This window comes from Streptomyces sp. NPDC040545 (assembly GCF_055595065.1).
In genome coordinates, this window is the sequence record NZ_JBVIWA010000015.1 from 35,548 (window position 1) to 51,358 (window position 15,811).

At 74.0% G+C, this 15,811-nt stretch carries 17 protein-coding genes; 10 read left to right on the plus strand and 7 right to left on the minus strand.

The genetic code is table 11. From position 1 onward, the window contains the following. The first annotated feature begins 235 nt into the window (after window positions 1-235). The 4 genes from ACZ573_RS25890 to ACZ573_RS25905 all read left to right on the plus strand — a co-directional run bounded on the left by ACZ573_RS25890 (window position 236) and on the right by ACZ573_RS25905 (window position 3,880). Window positions 236-1,591, plus strand: coding sequence for an MFS transporter (locus ACZ573_RS25890; protein ID WP_471308077.1), 1,356 nt, complete (start codon window positions 236-238; stop codon window positions 1,589-1,591). 190 nt (window positions 1,592-1,781) lie between these two features. Continuing rightward, window positions 1,782-2,273, plus strand: a complete 492-nt coding sequence (locus ACZ573_RS25895) for a DUF2771 domain-containing protein (RefSeq protein WP_471308079.1) — start codon at window positions 1,782-1,784, stop codon at window positions 2,271-2,273. A 13-nt stretch (window positions 2,274-2,286) separates the two neighbouring features. Further along, window positions 2,287-3,018, plus strand: coding sequence for a futalosine hydrolase (locus ACZ573_RS25900; RefSeq protein WP_471308081.1), 732 nt, complete (start codon window positions 2,287-2,289; stop codon window positions 3,016-3,018). After that, window positions 2,999-3,880, plus strand: a complete 882-nt coding sequence (locus ACZ573_RS25905) for a 1,4-dihydroxy-6-naphthoate synthase (RefSeq protein ID WP_471308083.1) — start codon at window positions 2,999-3,001, stop codon at window positions 3,878-3,880. The genes ACZ573_RS25900 and ACZ573_RS25905 overlap by 20 nt, the downstream gene beginning before the upstream one ends. Before the next feature lie 85 nt (window positions 3,881-3,965). On the opposite strand, the gene ACZ573_RS25910 is transcribed toward ACZ573_RS25905, so the two are convergent. After that, the gene (locus ACZ573_RS25910; protein ID WP_136225748.1) at window positions 3,966-4,349 is read right to left on the minus strand and encodes a cold-shock protein; all 384 of its coding nucleotides are present in this window, start codon (window positions 4,347-4,349) and stop codon (window positions 3,966-3,968) included. 178 nt (window positions 4,350-4,527) lie between these two features. On the opposite strand from ACZ573_RS25910, the gene ACZ573_RS25915 reads away from it, so the two are divergent. After that, on the plus strand, window positions 4,528-4,779 hold the full coding sequence (locus ACZ573_RS25915; RefSeq protein ID WP_471308086.1) for a hypothetical protein: 252 nt from the start codon (window positions 4,528-4,530) through the stop codon (window positions 4,777-4,779). 18 nt (window positions 4,780-4,797) lie between these two features. On the opposite strand, the gene ACZ573_RS25920 is transcribed toward ACZ573_RS25915, so the two are convergent. After that, window positions 4,798-5,415 carry an HAD family hydrolase gene (locus tag ACZ573_RS25920; RefSeq protein ID WP_471308088.1) on the minus strand — a complete coding sequence of 206 codons (618 nt, stop codon included), beginning with the start codon at window positions 5,413-5,415 and terminating at the stop codon, window positions 4,798-4,800. A gap of 307 nt (window positions 5,416-5,722) precedes the next feature. Then, window positions 5,723-6,721, minus strand: a complete 999-nt coding sequence (locus ACZ573_RS25925) for a hypothetical protein (protein WP_471308094.1) — start codon at window positions 6,719-6,721, stop codon at window positions 5,723-5,725. 86 nt (window positions 6,722-6,807) lie between these two features. Here ACZ573_RS25925 and ACZ573_RS25930 point away from each other — a divergent pair, with 86 nt between their 5' ends. Beyond that, window positions 6,808-9,300: a helicase-associated domain-containing protein gene (locus ACZ573_RS25930; protein WP_471308099.1), complete on the plus strand. Its 2,493-nt coding sequence runs from the start codon at window positions 6,808-6,810 to the stop codon at window positions 9,298-9,300. Window positions 9,301-9,370: 70 nt separating this feature from the next. Next, a complete protein-coding gene (locus tag ACZ573_RS25935) occupies window positions 9,371-9,967 on the plus strand; it encodes a DUF4291 domain-containing protein (protein ID WP_471308102.1) in 597 nt (198 codons plus the stop codon). 39 nt (window positions 9,968-10,006) lie between these two features. On the opposite strand, the gene ACZ573_RS25940 is transcribed toward ACZ573_RS25935, so the two are convergent. Next, window positions 10,007-10,549 (minus strand): DoxX family protein, encoded by a 543-nt coding sequence (locus ACZ573_RS25940; RefSeq protein WP_471308104.1) that lies wholly within the window; start codon window positions 10,547-10,549, stop codon window positions 10,007-10,009. 181 nt (window positions 10,550-10,730) lie between these two features. Between ACZ573_RS25940 and ACZ573_RS25945 the strand changes: the two genes are divergently transcribed. Next, window positions 10,731-11,555, plus strand: coding sequence for a hypothetical protein (locus ACZ573_RS25945; protein WP_471308106.1), 825 nt, complete (start codon window positions 10,731-10,733; stop codon window positions 11,553-11,555). A 24-nt stretch (window positions 11,556-11,579) separates the two neighbouring features. On the opposite strand, the gene ACZ573_RS25950 is transcribed toward ACZ573_RS25945, so the two are convergent. Next, window positions 11,580-12,059, minus strand: a complete 480-nt coding sequence (locus ACZ573_RS25950) for an N-acetyltransferase (RefSeq protein WP_471308108.1) — start codon at window positions 12,057-12,059, stop codon at window positions 11,580-11,582. Beyond that, complete coding sequence (locus tag ACZ573_RS25955; protein WP_471308111.1) at window positions 12,056-12,616, minus strand: peroxiredoxin-like family protein; 561 nt, start codon at window positions 12,614-12,616, stop codon at window positions 12,056-12,058. The genes ACZ573_RS25950 and ACZ573_RS25955 overlap by 4 nt, the downstream gene beginning before the upstream one ends. Before the next feature lie 68 nt (window positions 12,617-12,684). Between ACZ573_RS25955 and ACZ573_RS25960 the strand changes: the two genes are divergently transcribed. Beyond that, window positions 12,685-13,302, plus strand: coding sequence for a TetR/AcrR family transcriptional regulator (locus ACZ573_RS25960; protein ID WP_471308449.1), 618 nt, complete (start codon window positions 12,685-12,687; stop codon window positions 13,300-13,302). A 128-nt stretch (window positions 13,303-13,430) separates the two neighbouring features. Continuing rightward, entirely contained in the window at window positions 13,431-15,074 is a 1,644-nt protein-coding gene (locus tag ACZ573_RS25965; protein WP_030387353.1) for a DNA repair helicase XPB, read from the plus strand. Here the strand turns inward: ACZ573_RS25965 and ACZ573_RS25970 are convergent. After that, on the minus strand, window positions 15,032-15,799 hold the full coding sequence (locus ACZ573_RS25970) for a glycosyltransferase 87 family protein (RefSeq protein WP_471308114.1): 768 nt from the start codon (window positions 15,797-15,799) through the stop codon (window positions 15,032-15,034). The genes ACZ573_RS25965 and ACZ573_RS25970 overlap by 43 nt on opposite strands. Between the last annotated feature and the right edge of the window lie 12 nt (window positions 15,800-15,811).

The window sequence follows — 15,811 nt, forward strand, 5'->3', positions numbered from 1 at the left end:
GAGCGGACCAGAGGGCCGCGTCGACGTCCGCACCCGATCGGACTCCGGGCGCACCTCACTGCGTCCCATTCTGCGGGATCACGAAGAGGCGCGCGGCCAGGAGCAACCGCCGGTGGCGCGCTACGCACGCTACCTCCTCTTAAGCCTCGGGCACACATGCAAGGTCCGATTCGCGGACAAGCCACCGGCCGGGCGACGCGCCGGGAGGCGCCCGGCAGGGGCCGGGTGGGGCACTATGTCGAGTGTGGCACCCGTACGGTCGTCCGACGACGGCTCGGGACCGGCCAGGCGGGCCGGCCGGGCTGTCGGGCGTGCGCTGCACCTTCCGGCGCGCGGGATCCGGCGGGCCACGCATGCGCACGGGGCTGGGGAATCGGGCCTCGGCAAGCTGATCGAGCTGCACGCCATCAACGGCGCCGGCGATGTGATGATCACAGTGGCGCTGGCCTCGACGGTGTTCTTCTCCGTTCCCACGGACGAGGCGCGCGGCCGGGTGGCCCTGTACCTGGCGATCACGATGGCCCCGTTCACCGTGCTGGCCCCGGTGATCGGTCCGCTGCTGGACCGGCTGCCGCACGGCCGGCGGGCGGCGATGGCGGCCTCGATGCTGGCGCGCGCGCTGCTGGCGCTGCTGATGTCGGGCGCGGTGGCCACGGGGGGCATTCAGCTGTATCCGGCGGCGCTGGGCGTGCTGGTGGCGTCCAAGGCGTACGGGGTGGTCCGCAGTGCGGTGGTGCCCCGGCTGCTGCCGCCGAAATTCTCACTCGTCAAGGCGAACTCACGGGTCACGCTGGCCGGCCTGCTGGCCACGGGCGCGGCGGCGCCGGTGGGTGCCGCCCTGCATCTGATCGGGCCGCCGTGGCCCCTGTACGGGGCCTGCGTGATCTTCGTGTGGGGCACCGTCGCGGCGTTCACGCTGCCGCACAAGGTGGACGAGGCCAAGGGCGAGCGCCGCGCGCGGCTGTCCACGCACGAACCGCACTCGAAGCGGCCCGGCCTGCGCACGGTCAGCCGGCCGGTGCTGTGCGGGCTGCTCGCGAACGCCTCGATGCGTGCGCTGTCCGGGTTCCTGATCTTCTTCCTGGCGTTCCTGCTGCGCGAGCATCCCCTGGGAGGGCAGAGCGCGGCGGTGTCGCTGGGCATCGTGGGCGTCTCGGCGGGCGTGGGCAACGCCTGCGGTACGGCGGCGGGCGCGTGGCTGCGGGCGCGGGCGCCGGAGGCGATCATCGCGGCGGTGCTGTGCCTGACCCTGGGCGTGGCGGTGCTCGCGGCGGTGTTCTTCAGCGGGCTGTTCATGGCGGTGCTGGGCGCGACGGCGGGCTTCTGCCAGGCGCTGGCGAAGCTGTCGCTGGACGCGATGATCCAGCGGGACGTGCCGGAGTCGGTGCGGACCTCGGCCTTCGCCCGTTCGGAGACGCTGCTCCAGGTGGCGTGGGTCCTCGGCGGCGCGATCGGCATCGTGCTGCCGCTGAACGGGGTACTGGGGATGTCGGTGGCCGCGGCGATCGTGGCCCTGGGCACGACGATGGCCCTGCGCGGTGTCGCCGCGGCGCCCCGCCACCACAGCGCCTCCCGGCCGCGGGTCGCATGACCGCCTGCGGCACCGTTGCCGGGCTGGATTTTCCATCCCGCCCGGCGTTTGAGGGCACGGGCGCGGAGCGTATGTACGGGGTCCGGGGCGCAGCCCCGGCACGAGAGCCGCACCCGAGTGCCGCGCCGCGCCGCAGGCCACCGGTACCCCGTGCGGCGGCGCAGCCCACCGGCCCGATAGCCTTCGGCTCATGACCGCACCGCTTTTCTCGGGTAGGGCCCGCCGCAGCGTCGCGGCCCTCGGAGCCGTGTCCGCCGGCCTCCTCCTCCTCTCCGCCTGCGGCGAGAAGCCGACACCGCTGGCGACCGTGACGGTCGGCACCTCGTCGGTGTCCGCCGAAGCCTCCTGCCAAAACGACGGCAAGGAGCTCTCCATGGACCAGGTCCAGGAGTGCCTCACCAACCTCAAGAACCCCAAGACCGTCGAGTACGCCCGCGGTGACACGCTGCGTCTCGGCGTCGAGCCGGAGATCGTCGAGGACGGCAAGCGCTGGTCGGCGGTCCTGGACGGCCAGCCGATCACCGAGCCCTCCTCGAACACCTACCGCAGCTTCCCGGGCGCCGACGTCTTCGCGACCGGCGGCCAGGGCGAGGCCCCTTCCTCGAAGAAGCTCGCGTTCCTGCAGATCGCCGAGGACGGCAAGCCGCTCGCCGTCTGGTCCTTCAACCTCAAGCTCAAGTAACCGGGCGGCAGCGGTGCGCGCGCTCGTCGTGACCGCGGTGGCGGCGGAGGCAGACTCCGTCACCACCGGGCTGACCCCTCATCCGGACACTCCCGGTCCTGAGCCACGCACCTTGCCCGGCGGCTACCTCATCAGGCGCCGGGACCTTCCGGGCATCGCCTTCGACGTGCTCGTCGGGGGCGTCGGTCCGGCGGCGGCCGCCGCCGGGACCGCCACCGCCCTGGCCCTCGCCGACTACTCGCTCGTCGTCTCCGCCGGCATCGGCGGCGGGTTCGCGCCCGCCGCCCCGCTCGGTTCGCTCGTGGTCGCCGACGCGATCGTCGCCGCCGACCTGGGGGCCGAGACCCCCGACGGCTTCCTCGACGTGACGGAGCTCGGCTTCGGGCACAGTGTGCACCTGCCGCCCGCCGAGCTCGCCGCCCGCGCCGCCGAGGCGACCGGGGCGCTGCTCGCGCCCGTGCTGACCGTCTCCACCGTCACCGGGACCGCCGCCCGGGCCGCCTCGCTCGCCGCCCGGCACCCGATGGCCGGTGCCGAGGCCATGGAGGGTTTCGGGGTCGCGGAGGCGGCCGCCGCGCACGGGCTGCCCGTACTGGAGATCCGCGCCGTGTCCAACGCCGTGGGCCCTCGTGACCGTGCCGCCTGGCGGATCGGGGACGCGCTGACCGCGCTCGCCGGCGGCTTCCGCGTGCTGGGGCCCGTACTCGCGAACTGGGGAGAACGCCATGAGCACCAGCACCGGTGAACCGCTGAAGATCGCCTATTCGCCGTGCCCGAACGACACCTTCGTCTTCGACGCGTGGGCCCACGGCCGGGTGCCGGGCGCGCCCGCCCTCGACGTCACCTTCGCGGACATCGACCTCACCAACGGCATGGCCGAGCGCGGCGAGCTGGACGTGCTGAAGGTGTCGTACGCCGTGCTGCCGTGGGTCCTGGAGGAGTACGCGCTGCTGCCCTGCGGCGGGGCGCTGGGGCGCGGCTGCGGTCCGCTCGTGCTCGTGAAAGATCCCAGCCTGACGCGTGAGCCGGGGCCCGACCTGACCGGGCGGACGGTGGCCGTGCCGAGCGAACGCTCCACCGCCTACCTGCTGTTCCGGCTGTGGGCCGCGGACGTGCTGCCGGAGGGCGTCGGCAAGGTCGTCGTCCTGCCGTTCCACGAGATCATGCCGGCCGTCCGGGACGGCCGGGTGGACGCCGGGCTGGTGATCCACGAGGCCCGGTTCACCTATCAGGACTACGGGTTGCACTGCCTGGCCGACATGGGTGAGCACTGGGAGTCCACGACCGGCCTGCCGATCCCGCTGGGCGCGATCATCGCCCGGCGCTCGCTGGGCGCGGAGCGGCTGCGCGCGCTGGCCGAGTCGGCCCGTACGTCGGTCCGGATGGCCTGGGACGACCCGGAGGCCTCCCGCCCGTACGTCCGCGCGCACGCCCAGGAGCTGGACCCTGCCGTCGCCGACCAGCACATCGGTCTCTACGTCAACGAGTTCACCGCGGACCTCGGCGACTCCGGCTACGCGGCGGTGCGCGGGCTGCTCACCCGTGCGGCGGCCGAGGGTCTGGTACCGGCCATCCCGCCCGGCTCGCTGGACTTCCCGCAGGACTGACCGCCCCGCACGCACGACCGCGCCCCGCCGCTCTTTCGAGTGGGGGGCGCGGTCGTACGCGTGACGGTGCGGGGCGGGGCGGGGGTCAGACGTCGAGCTGGTCGGCGACCGCGCGCAGCAGTCCGGCGATCTTCGTGCCGTGCACCCTGTCGGGGTAACGGCCGCGCTCCAGCATCGGGGTGATGTTCTCCAGGAGGGTCGTGAGGTCCTGCACGATCGAGGCGAGCTCGTCGGGCTTGCGCCGCTGCGCGGCCGCGACGGAGGGTGCCGGGTCCAGTACCGTCACCGAAAGTGCCTGGTCACCGCGCTGGCCCGCGACGACACCGAACTCGACGCGCTGGCCGGGCTTGAGAGCGTCCACCCCGGCAGGGAGCACCGACGAGTGGACGAAGACGTCGCCGCCGTCGTCGCGGGAGAGAAAGCCGAAGCCCTTCTCACTGTTGAACCACTTGACCTTGCCGGTAGGCACGTCCGTCCTCTGTCCTTGTGCTCGTCGGGGGTCCGAAGTGCCGTGAACGGCTCCGGACAACAGCGCAGCGGGCCATGTGTGACCCGCCACCTCAAGGCTAATGGTCGGGGGCCGGGTGACAAGACGTTCCCCGGTCCTTCACGGTCGGCTGCTTCGGCCAGGGAACTACCCTGGTGAGGTGACTGTTACTCCTCATTCAGACGAAGCCCGGCCCGGCGACGGACTCGTCAAGGCCGGCGGCATCGTGTTCATCGCCGGGGCCGTGGCCACGCTGGCGACCATGGCTCCGCTCTTCCTCGACATGGACCCGTTCCCGCCGTACGCGTGGGCGGTCTGCATGCTCATGGGCGTCGGCTTCGCCATCTCCGCGGCGGGCGTGCTCCGCTCGGCCTCGGCGCAGCGCCGGGCCGCCCGCGCCTCGCAGGCGTAGGGGATACCCGGGAGGCTCTCAGACGGGCTGGGCGGCGACGTACTGCGCGAGCCACTGGGGCAGGGCGGTGAGGTCGGGCAGCACCACGTCCGCGCCCGCCTCGCGCAGTTCCTCCTCCGGGCACGGGCCGGTCGGCACCACCACGGACAGCGCGCCGGCCGTGCGGGCGCCGCGCACGTCGCCGACGTGGTCGCCGACGTAGACCTGCGCCCCGTACTCGCGCAGCGCACCGGCCTTGGCCTCCGCCCAGAGCCAGCCGATGACCGCGTCGGCCTCGATGCCGAGGTGCGACAGGTGCAGGCGGGCGTTGGGCTCGTGCTTGGCCGTGACGACGATCGCGCGGCCGCCCAGCGCCTGGACGGCCTCGATCGCCTCACGGGCGCCCGGCATGGCCGGAGTCGGCCCGATGGCGTACGTGGGGTAGATCTCCCGGTAGCGGTCGGCCATGGCCGGGATCTCGGCCTCCGGGAACCAGTGCGCGAGCTCCTCCTCCAGCGGCGGACCCAGCCGGGTGACCGCCTCGTCGGCATCGATGAGCGTTCCCGTCTCGGAGGAAAGGGCCTGGTAGGCGGCCTTGATTCCCGGGCGCGAGTCGATGAGGGTCATGTCGAGGTCGAAGCCGACGGTGAGGTTCATACCTTCCATTGTGCCGAGGCGCCCGCACGGCAGGCCGACTGCGGGCCGACTGCGGGCTTACATCAGGGGAACGCACGCCCAGGGCCGCCTTGCGGGCGGTGGACGACACACGCCGTCGGAAGGTGTACCGGGCGCACCCTCCCTCCGCGGGTGTCGTCATGACGCCGAACCAGAGCCGCAGAAGGCATCGTTCCCCGGAACACCGACCGCCCACCCGAACGAGCGACCGACAGCAGCACCCGGCCCCCGCCGGCGATTGAGGCGCGGGGTCCGGTGCGGAGCCCCAGCAGCGGCGCCGGGCCGGCGGCTACCGCCGCCGCGCCCGCCACACCAGGTACAGCGCGGAGGCCAGCGCGGCGCCCCGCAGGACCCACGGCCACATCCCGTGCAGCTCCCCGCTCAGCTGGTCGTCGGGCAGGGTCTCGCCCCACTTGCCGTTCATCCGGCCCCACACCCACAGCACCGCCCCCGCGAGCACCACGCCGGGCGGGCCGAAGACCGCCCATTTCCGCTCGGCCGGCCTCAGCACGCGCGAGGCGAACGGAAGGAGCCAGCCGACCACGAGCAGCAGCCAGTAGCCGGTGACCATGCCGACGACGAGGACGGCCGCCGCCAGCAGCAGGAGGGCGTTCGGCCGCGGGCGGGCGGCCGCGGGGGCTTGTGGCCCGGCGGCCCCGGCCGCCGCGTCCTTCTTCGCGCGCCGCCGCTCGCGCAGGAACCGTACGAGGCTCCGCGCGCGCCCCTCGTCCTCCCCGGGCGGGGCCGGCGCCGCCTCCCCCTCCCCCGGCTCGTCCTGCGGCCCTTCCTTGAACAGGTCCGGGATCTCGATGCCGCCCGCGAAACCGTCGACCTGCGGGCCCGCCCCGTACGTCGCCGGGCTGACCCGCCACCAGTCGGGCTCGGCCCCGCCGGACGGGCCGAGCTCGTCCAGCCCGGCCAGGTGCGGCGGCACGTTCTCGGGCTCCGCCGCCGGGCGGGCCGGGGCCGCCTTCCGGCTGCGCAGGCGGCCCGGCCCCCGCTGGACGGGGACCGACAGGCCGGCGTCGGCGGGGGCCGCGGGGGCGGGGGCCGCGCCCGGCCGGGAGCCGAGGGTGTCCAGGACCTCCTCGGGCGTGCCGATCCGCTCCAGGATGCGCCGTACGGCGGCCGGGGTGTCCGGGTCGTACTTGGCGCGCCGACGGTCGATCTCGTCCCGCAGCCCCGACACCAGCCGCATCCGGTCACCGGAGGACAGCTGCCGCTGTTGCGCCAAGTCCCCGACGCGGCTCAGATATTCGTAGACCAGATGGTCGCTCTCGATGCCCACGCCCAGGCTCCTCCCTCATCCCCTGTCCCGAAGGTAGCGCGTGCGCCCGTGGAGCTGCTGCGGGCGCAGCGGATACCGTTGACCGGATGGGGACCGGCCGACTGACCGGCCGACGCGACCAGGAGGCGACTGTGCCCGAGGCAAGCACTGCGGCGGGATCCGCCGGCGGGAGCCCGGCGGGAAGCTCCCCGCGTTCACTCGCCGAGGCGCTGCGCGCCCGTGACGACGCGGCGCTCGCGGCTCTGTTGCGCGCCCGCCCGGACCTGCTCGGGCCGGTGCCGGGCGATGTGACGCAGCTGGCGACCCGGGCCGGCACCCGGGCTTCGGTGGTGCGTGCCCTGGACCGGCTGGACCGGTTCGCCCTGCAGACCGCCGAGGCCCTCGCGGTGGGCCCGGAGCCGTGCCCGTACCCGGTGCTGGAGGGGCTGCTGACGGGCGGCGAGGACGAACAGGCCCGCGCCGCGCTCCCCGGCGCCCTGGCCACCCTGCGCGACCAGGCCCTGGTGTGGGGGGACGAGGAGCGGCTGCGGCTGGTCCGCACGGCGCGCGAACTGCTCGCCCCGTCGGCCTCCCGCCCCTCCCCCACCGGGCTGGGTCCGACCGTCGCCGAGGCCACGGCCGGGATGTCGCCGACCCGCGTACAGGAGATCGTGGCGGCGGTGGGGCTGCCCGCCACCCACGACCCGGTGTCCGCGGTGACCGCGCTGACCGGGCTGTTCACCGATCCGGAGCGGATGTCGGCACTGCTGGACGAGGCTCCGGCGGAGGCGCATCAGGTGCTGGGGCGGCTCGTGTGGGGGCCGCCGTACGGGGAGGTCACCCCGAATCCGACGCCGCCGGTGCGCTGGCTGCGCGACCGGGGGCTGCTGCTGCCCGCGACGGCGCGGACCGTCGTGCTGCCCCGCGAGGTGGCGCTGCACCTGCGCGGCGGGCTCGCGCACCGGGACACCGCGCCGGTGGCTCCGCCGGTGCCCGCGCACCGCGAGCACCGTCCACAGCTTGTGGACGCGAACGCCGCCGGGCAGGCGCTGGCCGCGCTGGCCACCGTCGAGGAGCTGGTGAAGTCCTGGGAGCACGCCGGTCCGCCGGTACTGCGGGCGGGCGGGCTCTCCGTACGGGACCTGAAGCGGACCGCGGCCCTGCTGGACACGACCGAGTCGCAGGCGGCCTTCTGGGCCGAACTGGCCTACGCGGCCGGTCTGCTGGCCAGCGACGGGGAAGCGGACGAGCGGTACGCGCCCACCCCGGCCTTCGACGACTGGGTCGAACTGCCGCCCGCCGAGCGCTGGTCGCACCTCGCGGCGGCCTGGCTGCCGGCCACCCGCACGGCCCCGCTGGTCGGCGAGCAGGACGCCAAGGGGCGCACGCTGTCCGCGCTCGGCCCCGAACTCGACCGCTCCGCCGCCCCCGAGGTGCGCCGGCGGGTGCTGGAGCTCCTCGGTGACCTGCCCGAGGGTGGGTCGCCCGACCCGGAGACCCTGTTGGCGCGACTCGCCTGGGAGCGTCCCGTACGCGGGGCGAGCGATCTGCGGGCGCGCCTCGCGCGCTGGGTGCTGGCCGAGGCGGAGGTCCTCGGGGTGACCGGCCGGGGCGCCCTGTCCGGGCCCGGCCGGGCCCTGCTGGAGCACCGCGACCCGGCACCGCTGCTGGCCCCGCTGCTGCCGGAGCCGGTCGACCACGTGCTGCTGCAGGCCGACCTGACGGCGGTGGCCCCGGGCCCGCTGCGCCGCCCGCTGGGCGACACCCTCGCCGTACTCGCGGACGTGGAGTCCAAGGGCGGGGCGACGGTGTACCGGTTCACGCCCGGGTCGGTGCGCCGGGCCCTGGACGCCGGCCACGCCGCCGCGGACCTGCACGCCTTCCTCAAGGAGCACAGCCGTACGCCGGTGCCGCAGCCGCTGGCCTACCTGATCGACGACGTGGCCCGCCGGCACGGACACCTGCGGGTCGGCGCGGCCTCCTCGTACGTGCGCTGCGACGACGACGCGATGCTGGGCGAGATCCTGGCCGACAAGCGTTCGGCGGGGCTGGGGCTGCGCCGCCTCGCGCCGACGGTGCTGGCGGTGCAGGCGGATCCGGCCGTCCTGCTGGAGGGGTTGCGGGCGATGGGGTACGCGCCGGCCGCGGAGTCCCGTACCGGCGACGTGCTGGTGGCGCGGGCGGACGCCCATCGCACCCCGGCCCGCTCGGCGCCCGTACCGGTGCCGGAGGGTCCGCCGGTGCCGGACGCGACGCTGCTGGCGGCGGCCGTACGGGCGATCCGCGCGGGTGACGTGGCGGCGACGGCGGTGCGCAAGGAGCCCGCGACGGCCCCCGCCGCCGGGACCGGGGTGCCGGGCGAACTGCCGCGCACGAGCGCGGCGGAGACCCTGGCGACGGTGCAGGCGGCCGCGCTGACCGGGTCGGCGGTGTGGATCGGGTACGTGAACGCGGAGGGCGCTGCGAGCCAGCGGGTCATCGCGCCGGTCCGGGTGGAGGGCGGCTTCGTCACGGGGTACGACCACACGGCGGACGAGGTACGGACGTACGCGCTGCACCGGATCACCGGTGTCGCGGAACTGGCGGACGACCAGGTGTAGTACGTCTCCGGCTCGGCGGCCGTGCCGAAAACCGATGGCCAGCGGGGTGACGGGCCGTCATCCTGGGCCCATGTCCGACGACCACGTCCCGAACCGCCAGATCCGCGCGGCGCACACCGGCACCACGATCACGGTGTACCAGGCCTACTCCCCCTCGCTGGGGGTGCCGGCCGCCCGCGACGGCCGCTTCCCGCCCGCCTGGAAGCGCGAGCGGATGACGTGGATCAAGCCGTCGTTCCTGTGGATGATGTACCGCTGCGGCTGGGGGACCAAGGCCGACCAGGAGACGGTGCTGGCGATCGAGATCACCCGCGAGGGCTTCGACCGGGCGCTGCGCGACGCCTGTCTGTCCCACTACGTGCCGGAGGTGCACGAGGACCGGGCGGCCTGGAAGGAATCCCTGCTCGGGGCGCCGGCCCGGGTCCAGTGGGACCCGGAGCGCGACCTGCGGCTGAATCCGCTGCCGTACCGCTCGCTCCAGCTGGGCCTGTCCGGTCCGGCGTCGCGGGCGTACGCCGACGAGTGGACGGTCTCCATCCGTGAGGTGACCGGGCTGGCCCGGGAGATCCACGGTCTGCTCGGGGCCGGGGACGAGGCGGCCGCGCGCGCCCTGCTGCCCGTGGAGACCCCGTACCCCGCGGGTCCGCTGCCCCACCTGGGGGCGTGACCGGTCGGTCCGGGTCGGTCCCGGTCGGTCCGGGTCGGCTCAGTCGCGGATGAGCAGGACGACGAATCCCGTGACGACGCCCACCAGCAGGGCGAGCAGGGAGTATCGGGGCCGGCTCTCGCGCAGCACCGGGAGGTGGTGGTCGACGGCGAAGCGGCCCGGCCCGGTGAGGGTGAGGGTGACGATCGCGGCGAACAGCACCACTTCGAGTTCCACGCCCTTGGGCGGGAAGTAGGCACTCAGGCCCCGGACGTCGAGGACGTTGATGAAGGTGCCGGTCAGGGCCGCTCCGGCGAGCGGGGTGAGCAGGCCGAGGGCGAGGCCGAGGCCGCCCAGGGTCTCGGCGAGACCGGCGATGACGGCCATGGCGTCCCCGGCGGGGTAGCCGGCCGCCGTGAAGCCCTTGCCGGTCGCGGTCAGGCCCGGGCCGCCGAACCAGCCGAAGAGCTTCATCGTGCCGTGGCCGGCCATGCTCAGGCCGACGACGAGCCGGAGCAGAAGCAGACCGGCGTCGTGGGTGACGGTGGTGGCGGGAGCCGAGGAGGTGCTGAGGAGCGTGCGGTCCCAGCTCGCTTGCGTCATGAGGGTCCGTTCCGACGTCGCCGGTGGGCGCCTGCCACCCTAGGCGGCGCGTGGGTGGCGACCCGTGCGCAACGTCGCCGCCCGCCGCATCGACCTCCGGCGTCTACCCGTTCGGCCGTAGAGCGACTGAACACGACCGCGGCGAGGGGCCGCCCCCGGCGGTCCGTTACGCTCACGCACCATGCCTGACCTGCCTCGTTTCCACAGCGCCACCATCGACGCAATCATGGGCCACGCCGGCCGCGCGACGCTGCCCTTCCAGCGGGCCAACCGGGCGGAGCAGCACGCGACGGCCTTCTGGTTCAACGAACTCGTCGAGGAGACCGACGAGGGTTCGGTCATCCGGCAGTACCTGGTGACCGCGGGCGAGCGGACGCTGTACGACATGGCCGAGTTCACGCTTCGGCCGGAGCTGTGCGCACCCGCGATGAGCGCGGAGAAGTTGGCGATGACCGGCTTCGCGGAGGGGTGGATCCACCTCGGGGACCTGGGCGTGGCGGTCATGCCCGACACCCCGCTGTACGCGTACGCCGCACGTAAGGGCTGGAGCTGGACGACGGACGAGGTCACCGACGGCCTCGCGGCGACGGAGGAAGACATCGCCGCCCTCGACGGGACGCCGGTCCCCGCCTACCTGCTGGGCCACGTCGACGACGACGTGAACGGCCCGCGGGGGCAGGCCGTCGTGGTCGGGGAGATCGTGCGCACCGACGAGGACGGCGTCCGCTGGCTCGGAACCCTGCCGCGGGGGTGTGTCGGCGCACCGGTGTTCATCGGCGCCGGTCTGGGCGAGAACAGCTTCAAGCTGGTCTGCGTCGGGGTGGCACTGCCCGGGGAGGGGCATCACCCGATCGCGACCTTCGACCGCATCCGCACCGCCCTGCTCGCCGTCGCCCCGGAGCGGCGCGACCTCGCCCCCGTCGTCTCGGTCACCGCCACCGCCGCCGCCGTCCCGGAGTCCGGGTCCGTCGCACCGAAGCGTCGCTGGTGGCGGCGGCGCGGCTGATGCGGGCCGCCGGCAACGTCGACCTCACCTGGGTTCGTAGTCGATCCGCCCGGCGTCGAAGGGCCACACCTCGCGGAGCCAGCGGGTGACCCGCTCGTGGACCCGTGGGTCGAGCGCGGCCCGGTCGGACCGTACCCAGTGGCTGACGACGACCCGCCGGGCGTCCTGCCGGGAGGTGTGGATGTACAGGCAGCCGATCACCTCGCCGTCGCCGTCGGCCTCCCCTTCCAGGAGGCTGTAGGCGAAGGCGGAACGTTCCTCGAACTCCCGCGCGTGCCGGAGCAGGTCGGCCAGGTTCGCCTCGGCGGACATCCCCGCCACCGGCGGCCAGCCCCGCCCCACGAACCCGGGCGTCGCCCTGATGTGCGCGATGCTCCCGGTCCAGGCGGCGAGGTCCCGCTCGTTGTGCTCGGCGCCGAGCGGCTCCAGCCGGAAGCCGTCGGCGAGGAGGGTCCGCGGTACCGCGAAGTCGGCGGGTACGAAGGGCTGCTGATCTTGGTTCACGCCAGGACGGTACGTGTCTCCGCCGCCAGGGTCAGCAGCTTTCCCACCGGCCACTGGTCGTCCGCGTGCATCCCGTAACCGGCGGCCAGGACGCGTCCGTCCGGCGCGATCAGGAAGTCCGCCGGCAGCCCCAGGCGCCCGCCGTCCTGGACGAGCGTCGGCGGCTTCGCCTGGCCGCGCAGGATGTCGAGCGTGCCGACGGCGATCGCCCGCCAGGCGCGCGCGGCCAGCAGGGCGCGGTAGGACGACTCGACGCCGAACTCGGCGTACAGCCGCTTGCGGGGGTCCGCGACGACGGCGAAGGGCAGGTCGGCGACGTGCTCGCGCAGTTCGTCGGCGCCGGAGTGGAAGACCACGACCTCCCGGATCCCGGCGGCTTCTATCTCGGCGTGCCGCCGCACCACCGAGCGCAGGTGCAGATGGCAGATGGGGCAGCCGGCGAACCGCCGGAACTGGAGGTGGACGAGGTGTCCGGGGTCGGGGACGGCCACGGGGGCGCCGTCCGCGACGGCGGTGAGGGTGCGGGTGCGGACGATGGAACCGGTGTCGAGCTGCACTGAGGTCTCCTCCGTAAGCGTATGCCGTACACCTACAGCGTAAGCGTATGTCGTACGCTGTCAACACCATGCCGCGCCCCCGCTCACTCACCCCGGACCAACTGGCCGCCGCGGCCCTCGCCGTGATCGACCGTGAGGGCCTGTCCGGGCTGTCCATGCGTGCCGTCGCCGTCGAGCTCGGCATCAGCACCATGGCCCTCTACCGGTACGTCCAGGACCGAGGGGAGCTGGAGGCCCTCGTCGTCGAGCTGGTCCTCGGCTCCGTCGACAGCACCCCGCCGCCCCTGACCGCCGGCCCCTGGCGCGCCCGCATCACGCTCCTCGTCGACCGGATGCGGGACACCGTCGGCGCGCACCCCGCCGTGCTGCCGCTCACCATGAGCCACCGGCACCGCTCCCCCGGCGTGCTGCGCTGGGGCGAGACCGTCCTCGGGGTGCTCGGCGAGGCCGGATTCGGGCCGGAGGAGCGGATCATCGCCCTGCGGGCCCTGCTCGCCTACGTGATCGGCGCGATCCAGCAGGAACACCTCGGCGCCCTCTCCGGCGCGGGCACCGCCGCGATCGCCGAGCTCCCGGCGGAGGAGTTCCCGTACATGACCGAAGCCGCGCTCGGCGCCCGCTCCCTCACCCCGGACCGCGAGTTCCACGGCGGCCTCGCCCTGCTCCTGGACGGCCTGGGCCGCTGACCCGCACGGGGCCCCGCCGGGTGCGCCACCCGGTGCCCCACGTGGTGCCCCGCCGAAGCGCCGTGTTCCCACCCTCCGCGCCGTACGGCACACTGGAGGTTTGACCTGAATGAAACGGGGCGCCGCGCGTGAATGGTCCACTCATCGTCCAGAGCGACAAGACCCTCCTTCTCGAAGTCGACCACGAGCTCGCCGGAGCCGCCCGGCGTGCCATCGCCCCCTTCGCCGAGCTGGAGCGGGCCCCCGAGCACATCCACACCTACCGGATCACCCCGCTCGGCCTGTGGAACGCCCGGGCCGCCGGCCATGACGCCGAGCAGGTCGTCGACGCGCTCGTCGAGTACTCCCGCTATCCCGTCCCGCACGCACTCCTCGTCGACGTCGCCGAGACCATGGCGCGCTACGGCCGCCTGACCCTCTCCAAGCACCCCGTGCACGGACTGGTGCTGACCAGCACCGACCGGCCGGTGCTGGAGGAGATCCTGCGGTCCAAGAAGGTCGCCCCGCTCGTCGGTGCGCGGCTCGACGCCGACACCGTGGCCGTGCACCCCTCCGAGCGCGGGCAGATCAAGCAGACGCTGCTCAAGCTGGGCTGGCCCGCCGAGGACCTCGCCGGCTACGTCGACGGCGAGGCGCACCCGATCGACCTGGCCGAGAACGGCTGGGCCCTGCGGCCGTACCAGCAGCAGGCCGTCGAAGGCTTCTGGCACGGCGGCTCCGGTGTGGTCGTGCTGCCCTGCGGCGCCGGCAAGACGCTGGTCGGCGCCGGGGCCATGGCGATGGCCAAGGCGACGACGCTGATCCTGGTGACGAACACCGTCTCGGCCCGCCAGTGGAAGCACGAGCTGGTCAAGCGGACCTCGCTGACGGAGGACGAGATCGGCGAGTACTCCGGTACCCGCAAGGAGATCCGGCCCGTCACCATCGCCACCTACCAGGTCCTGACGACCAAACGGAAGGGCGTCTACCCGCACCTGGAGCTCTTCGACTCCCGGGACTGGGGTCTGATCGTCTATGACGAGGTGCACCTGCTGCCCGCTCCGGTCTTCAAGTTCACCGCCGACCTGCAGGCACGCCGCCGGCTCGGCCTGACCGCGACGCTGGTGCGCGAGGACGGGCGGGAGTCGGACGTCTTCTCCCTCATCGGGCCGAAGCGGTTCGACGCCCCGTGGAAGGAGATCGAGGCGCAGGGCTACATCGCGCCCGCCGACTGCGTGGAGGTCCGGGTCAATCTGACGGAGTCGGAGCGGCTCGCGTACGCGACGGCCGAGACGGAGGAGAAGTACCGCTTCTGCGCGACGACGGCGACGAAGCGCAAGGTCACCGAGGCGCTGGTGGCCAAGCACCGCGGTGAGCAGACCCTCGTCATCGGGCAGTACATCGACCAGCTCGACGAGCTGGGCGAGCACCTGGACGCCCCCGTCATCAAGGGCGAGACCTCCAACGCGCAGCGCGAGAAGCTCTTCAACGCCTTCCGCGAGGGCGAGATCAGCGTGCTGGTCGTCTCGAAGGTCGCGAACTTCTCCATCGACCTGCCGGAGGCCACCGTCGCCATCCAGGTGTCGGGCACCTTCGGCTCCCGCCAGGAGGAGGCCCAGCGCCTGGGCCGCGTGCTGCGGCCGAAGGCGGACGGCCACGAGGCGCGGTTCTACTCGGTCGTCGCGCGCGACACGATCGACCAGGACTTCGCGGCGCACCGCCAGCGGTTCCTCGCCGAGCAGGGGTACGCCTACCGGATCATGGACGCCGACGAGCTGCTGGCGAGCGACTGACTCCGGCACGCGCGGGCCGTCAGGACGGCCAGTAAGGGAGCGCACCAGACCCACAGCGGCGGCCAGTCCAGTACGAGGGCCCGGGCCGCGTCGGCCAGGTGCCGGGTCCAGAACTCGGCGGAGGCCTCCGGCAGGACCAGCAGCCCGAGCAGGACGGTCCCGGCCGAGGCCGCCAGCGCGGTGAGCCCGGCGCGGACGCGGCGGGTCAGCAGGAGGTACGCGGCGATGGCCGCCGGGGCGAGGGTGATCCCGGCGGCCACGCCCAGCGCGAAGCCCTTGCCGAGCGCGGAACGCGGCCGGCCGAGGTCCCACAGGACCAGGCAGGCGAGAGCCAGGTTGATCAGACCGGGCAGCGGTGCCTGGAACAGCGGCTGCAGCCACAGCCCGGCGATGGTGGCGGCCAGCACGGGCCCGGGCCGGGACCGGAGTCCCGCGAGGCGGCAGGACAGCGTGATCAGCAGGGCGAGCAGGCCGGCGTTGCCGAGGACGAGGACGGCCTTCAGCGCGCCGCTCGGCAGCCACGCGGCGGGCGTGAACAGGATCGCCGCGAACGGCGGATAGGTGGCGGACGGCCCCCACTCGGCGGCGGAGAAACCCTGGACGAGGGCGTCGGCCACCGGAATGCGCAGGGCGATGCAGAGCACACCGAGCAGCAGCAGCGAGCCGGTCAGCAGCACACCGGCGAGGGACGACGGTGAGCGGCTGGGAACGGGACTCCGGGTCACCCGCGTGACCCT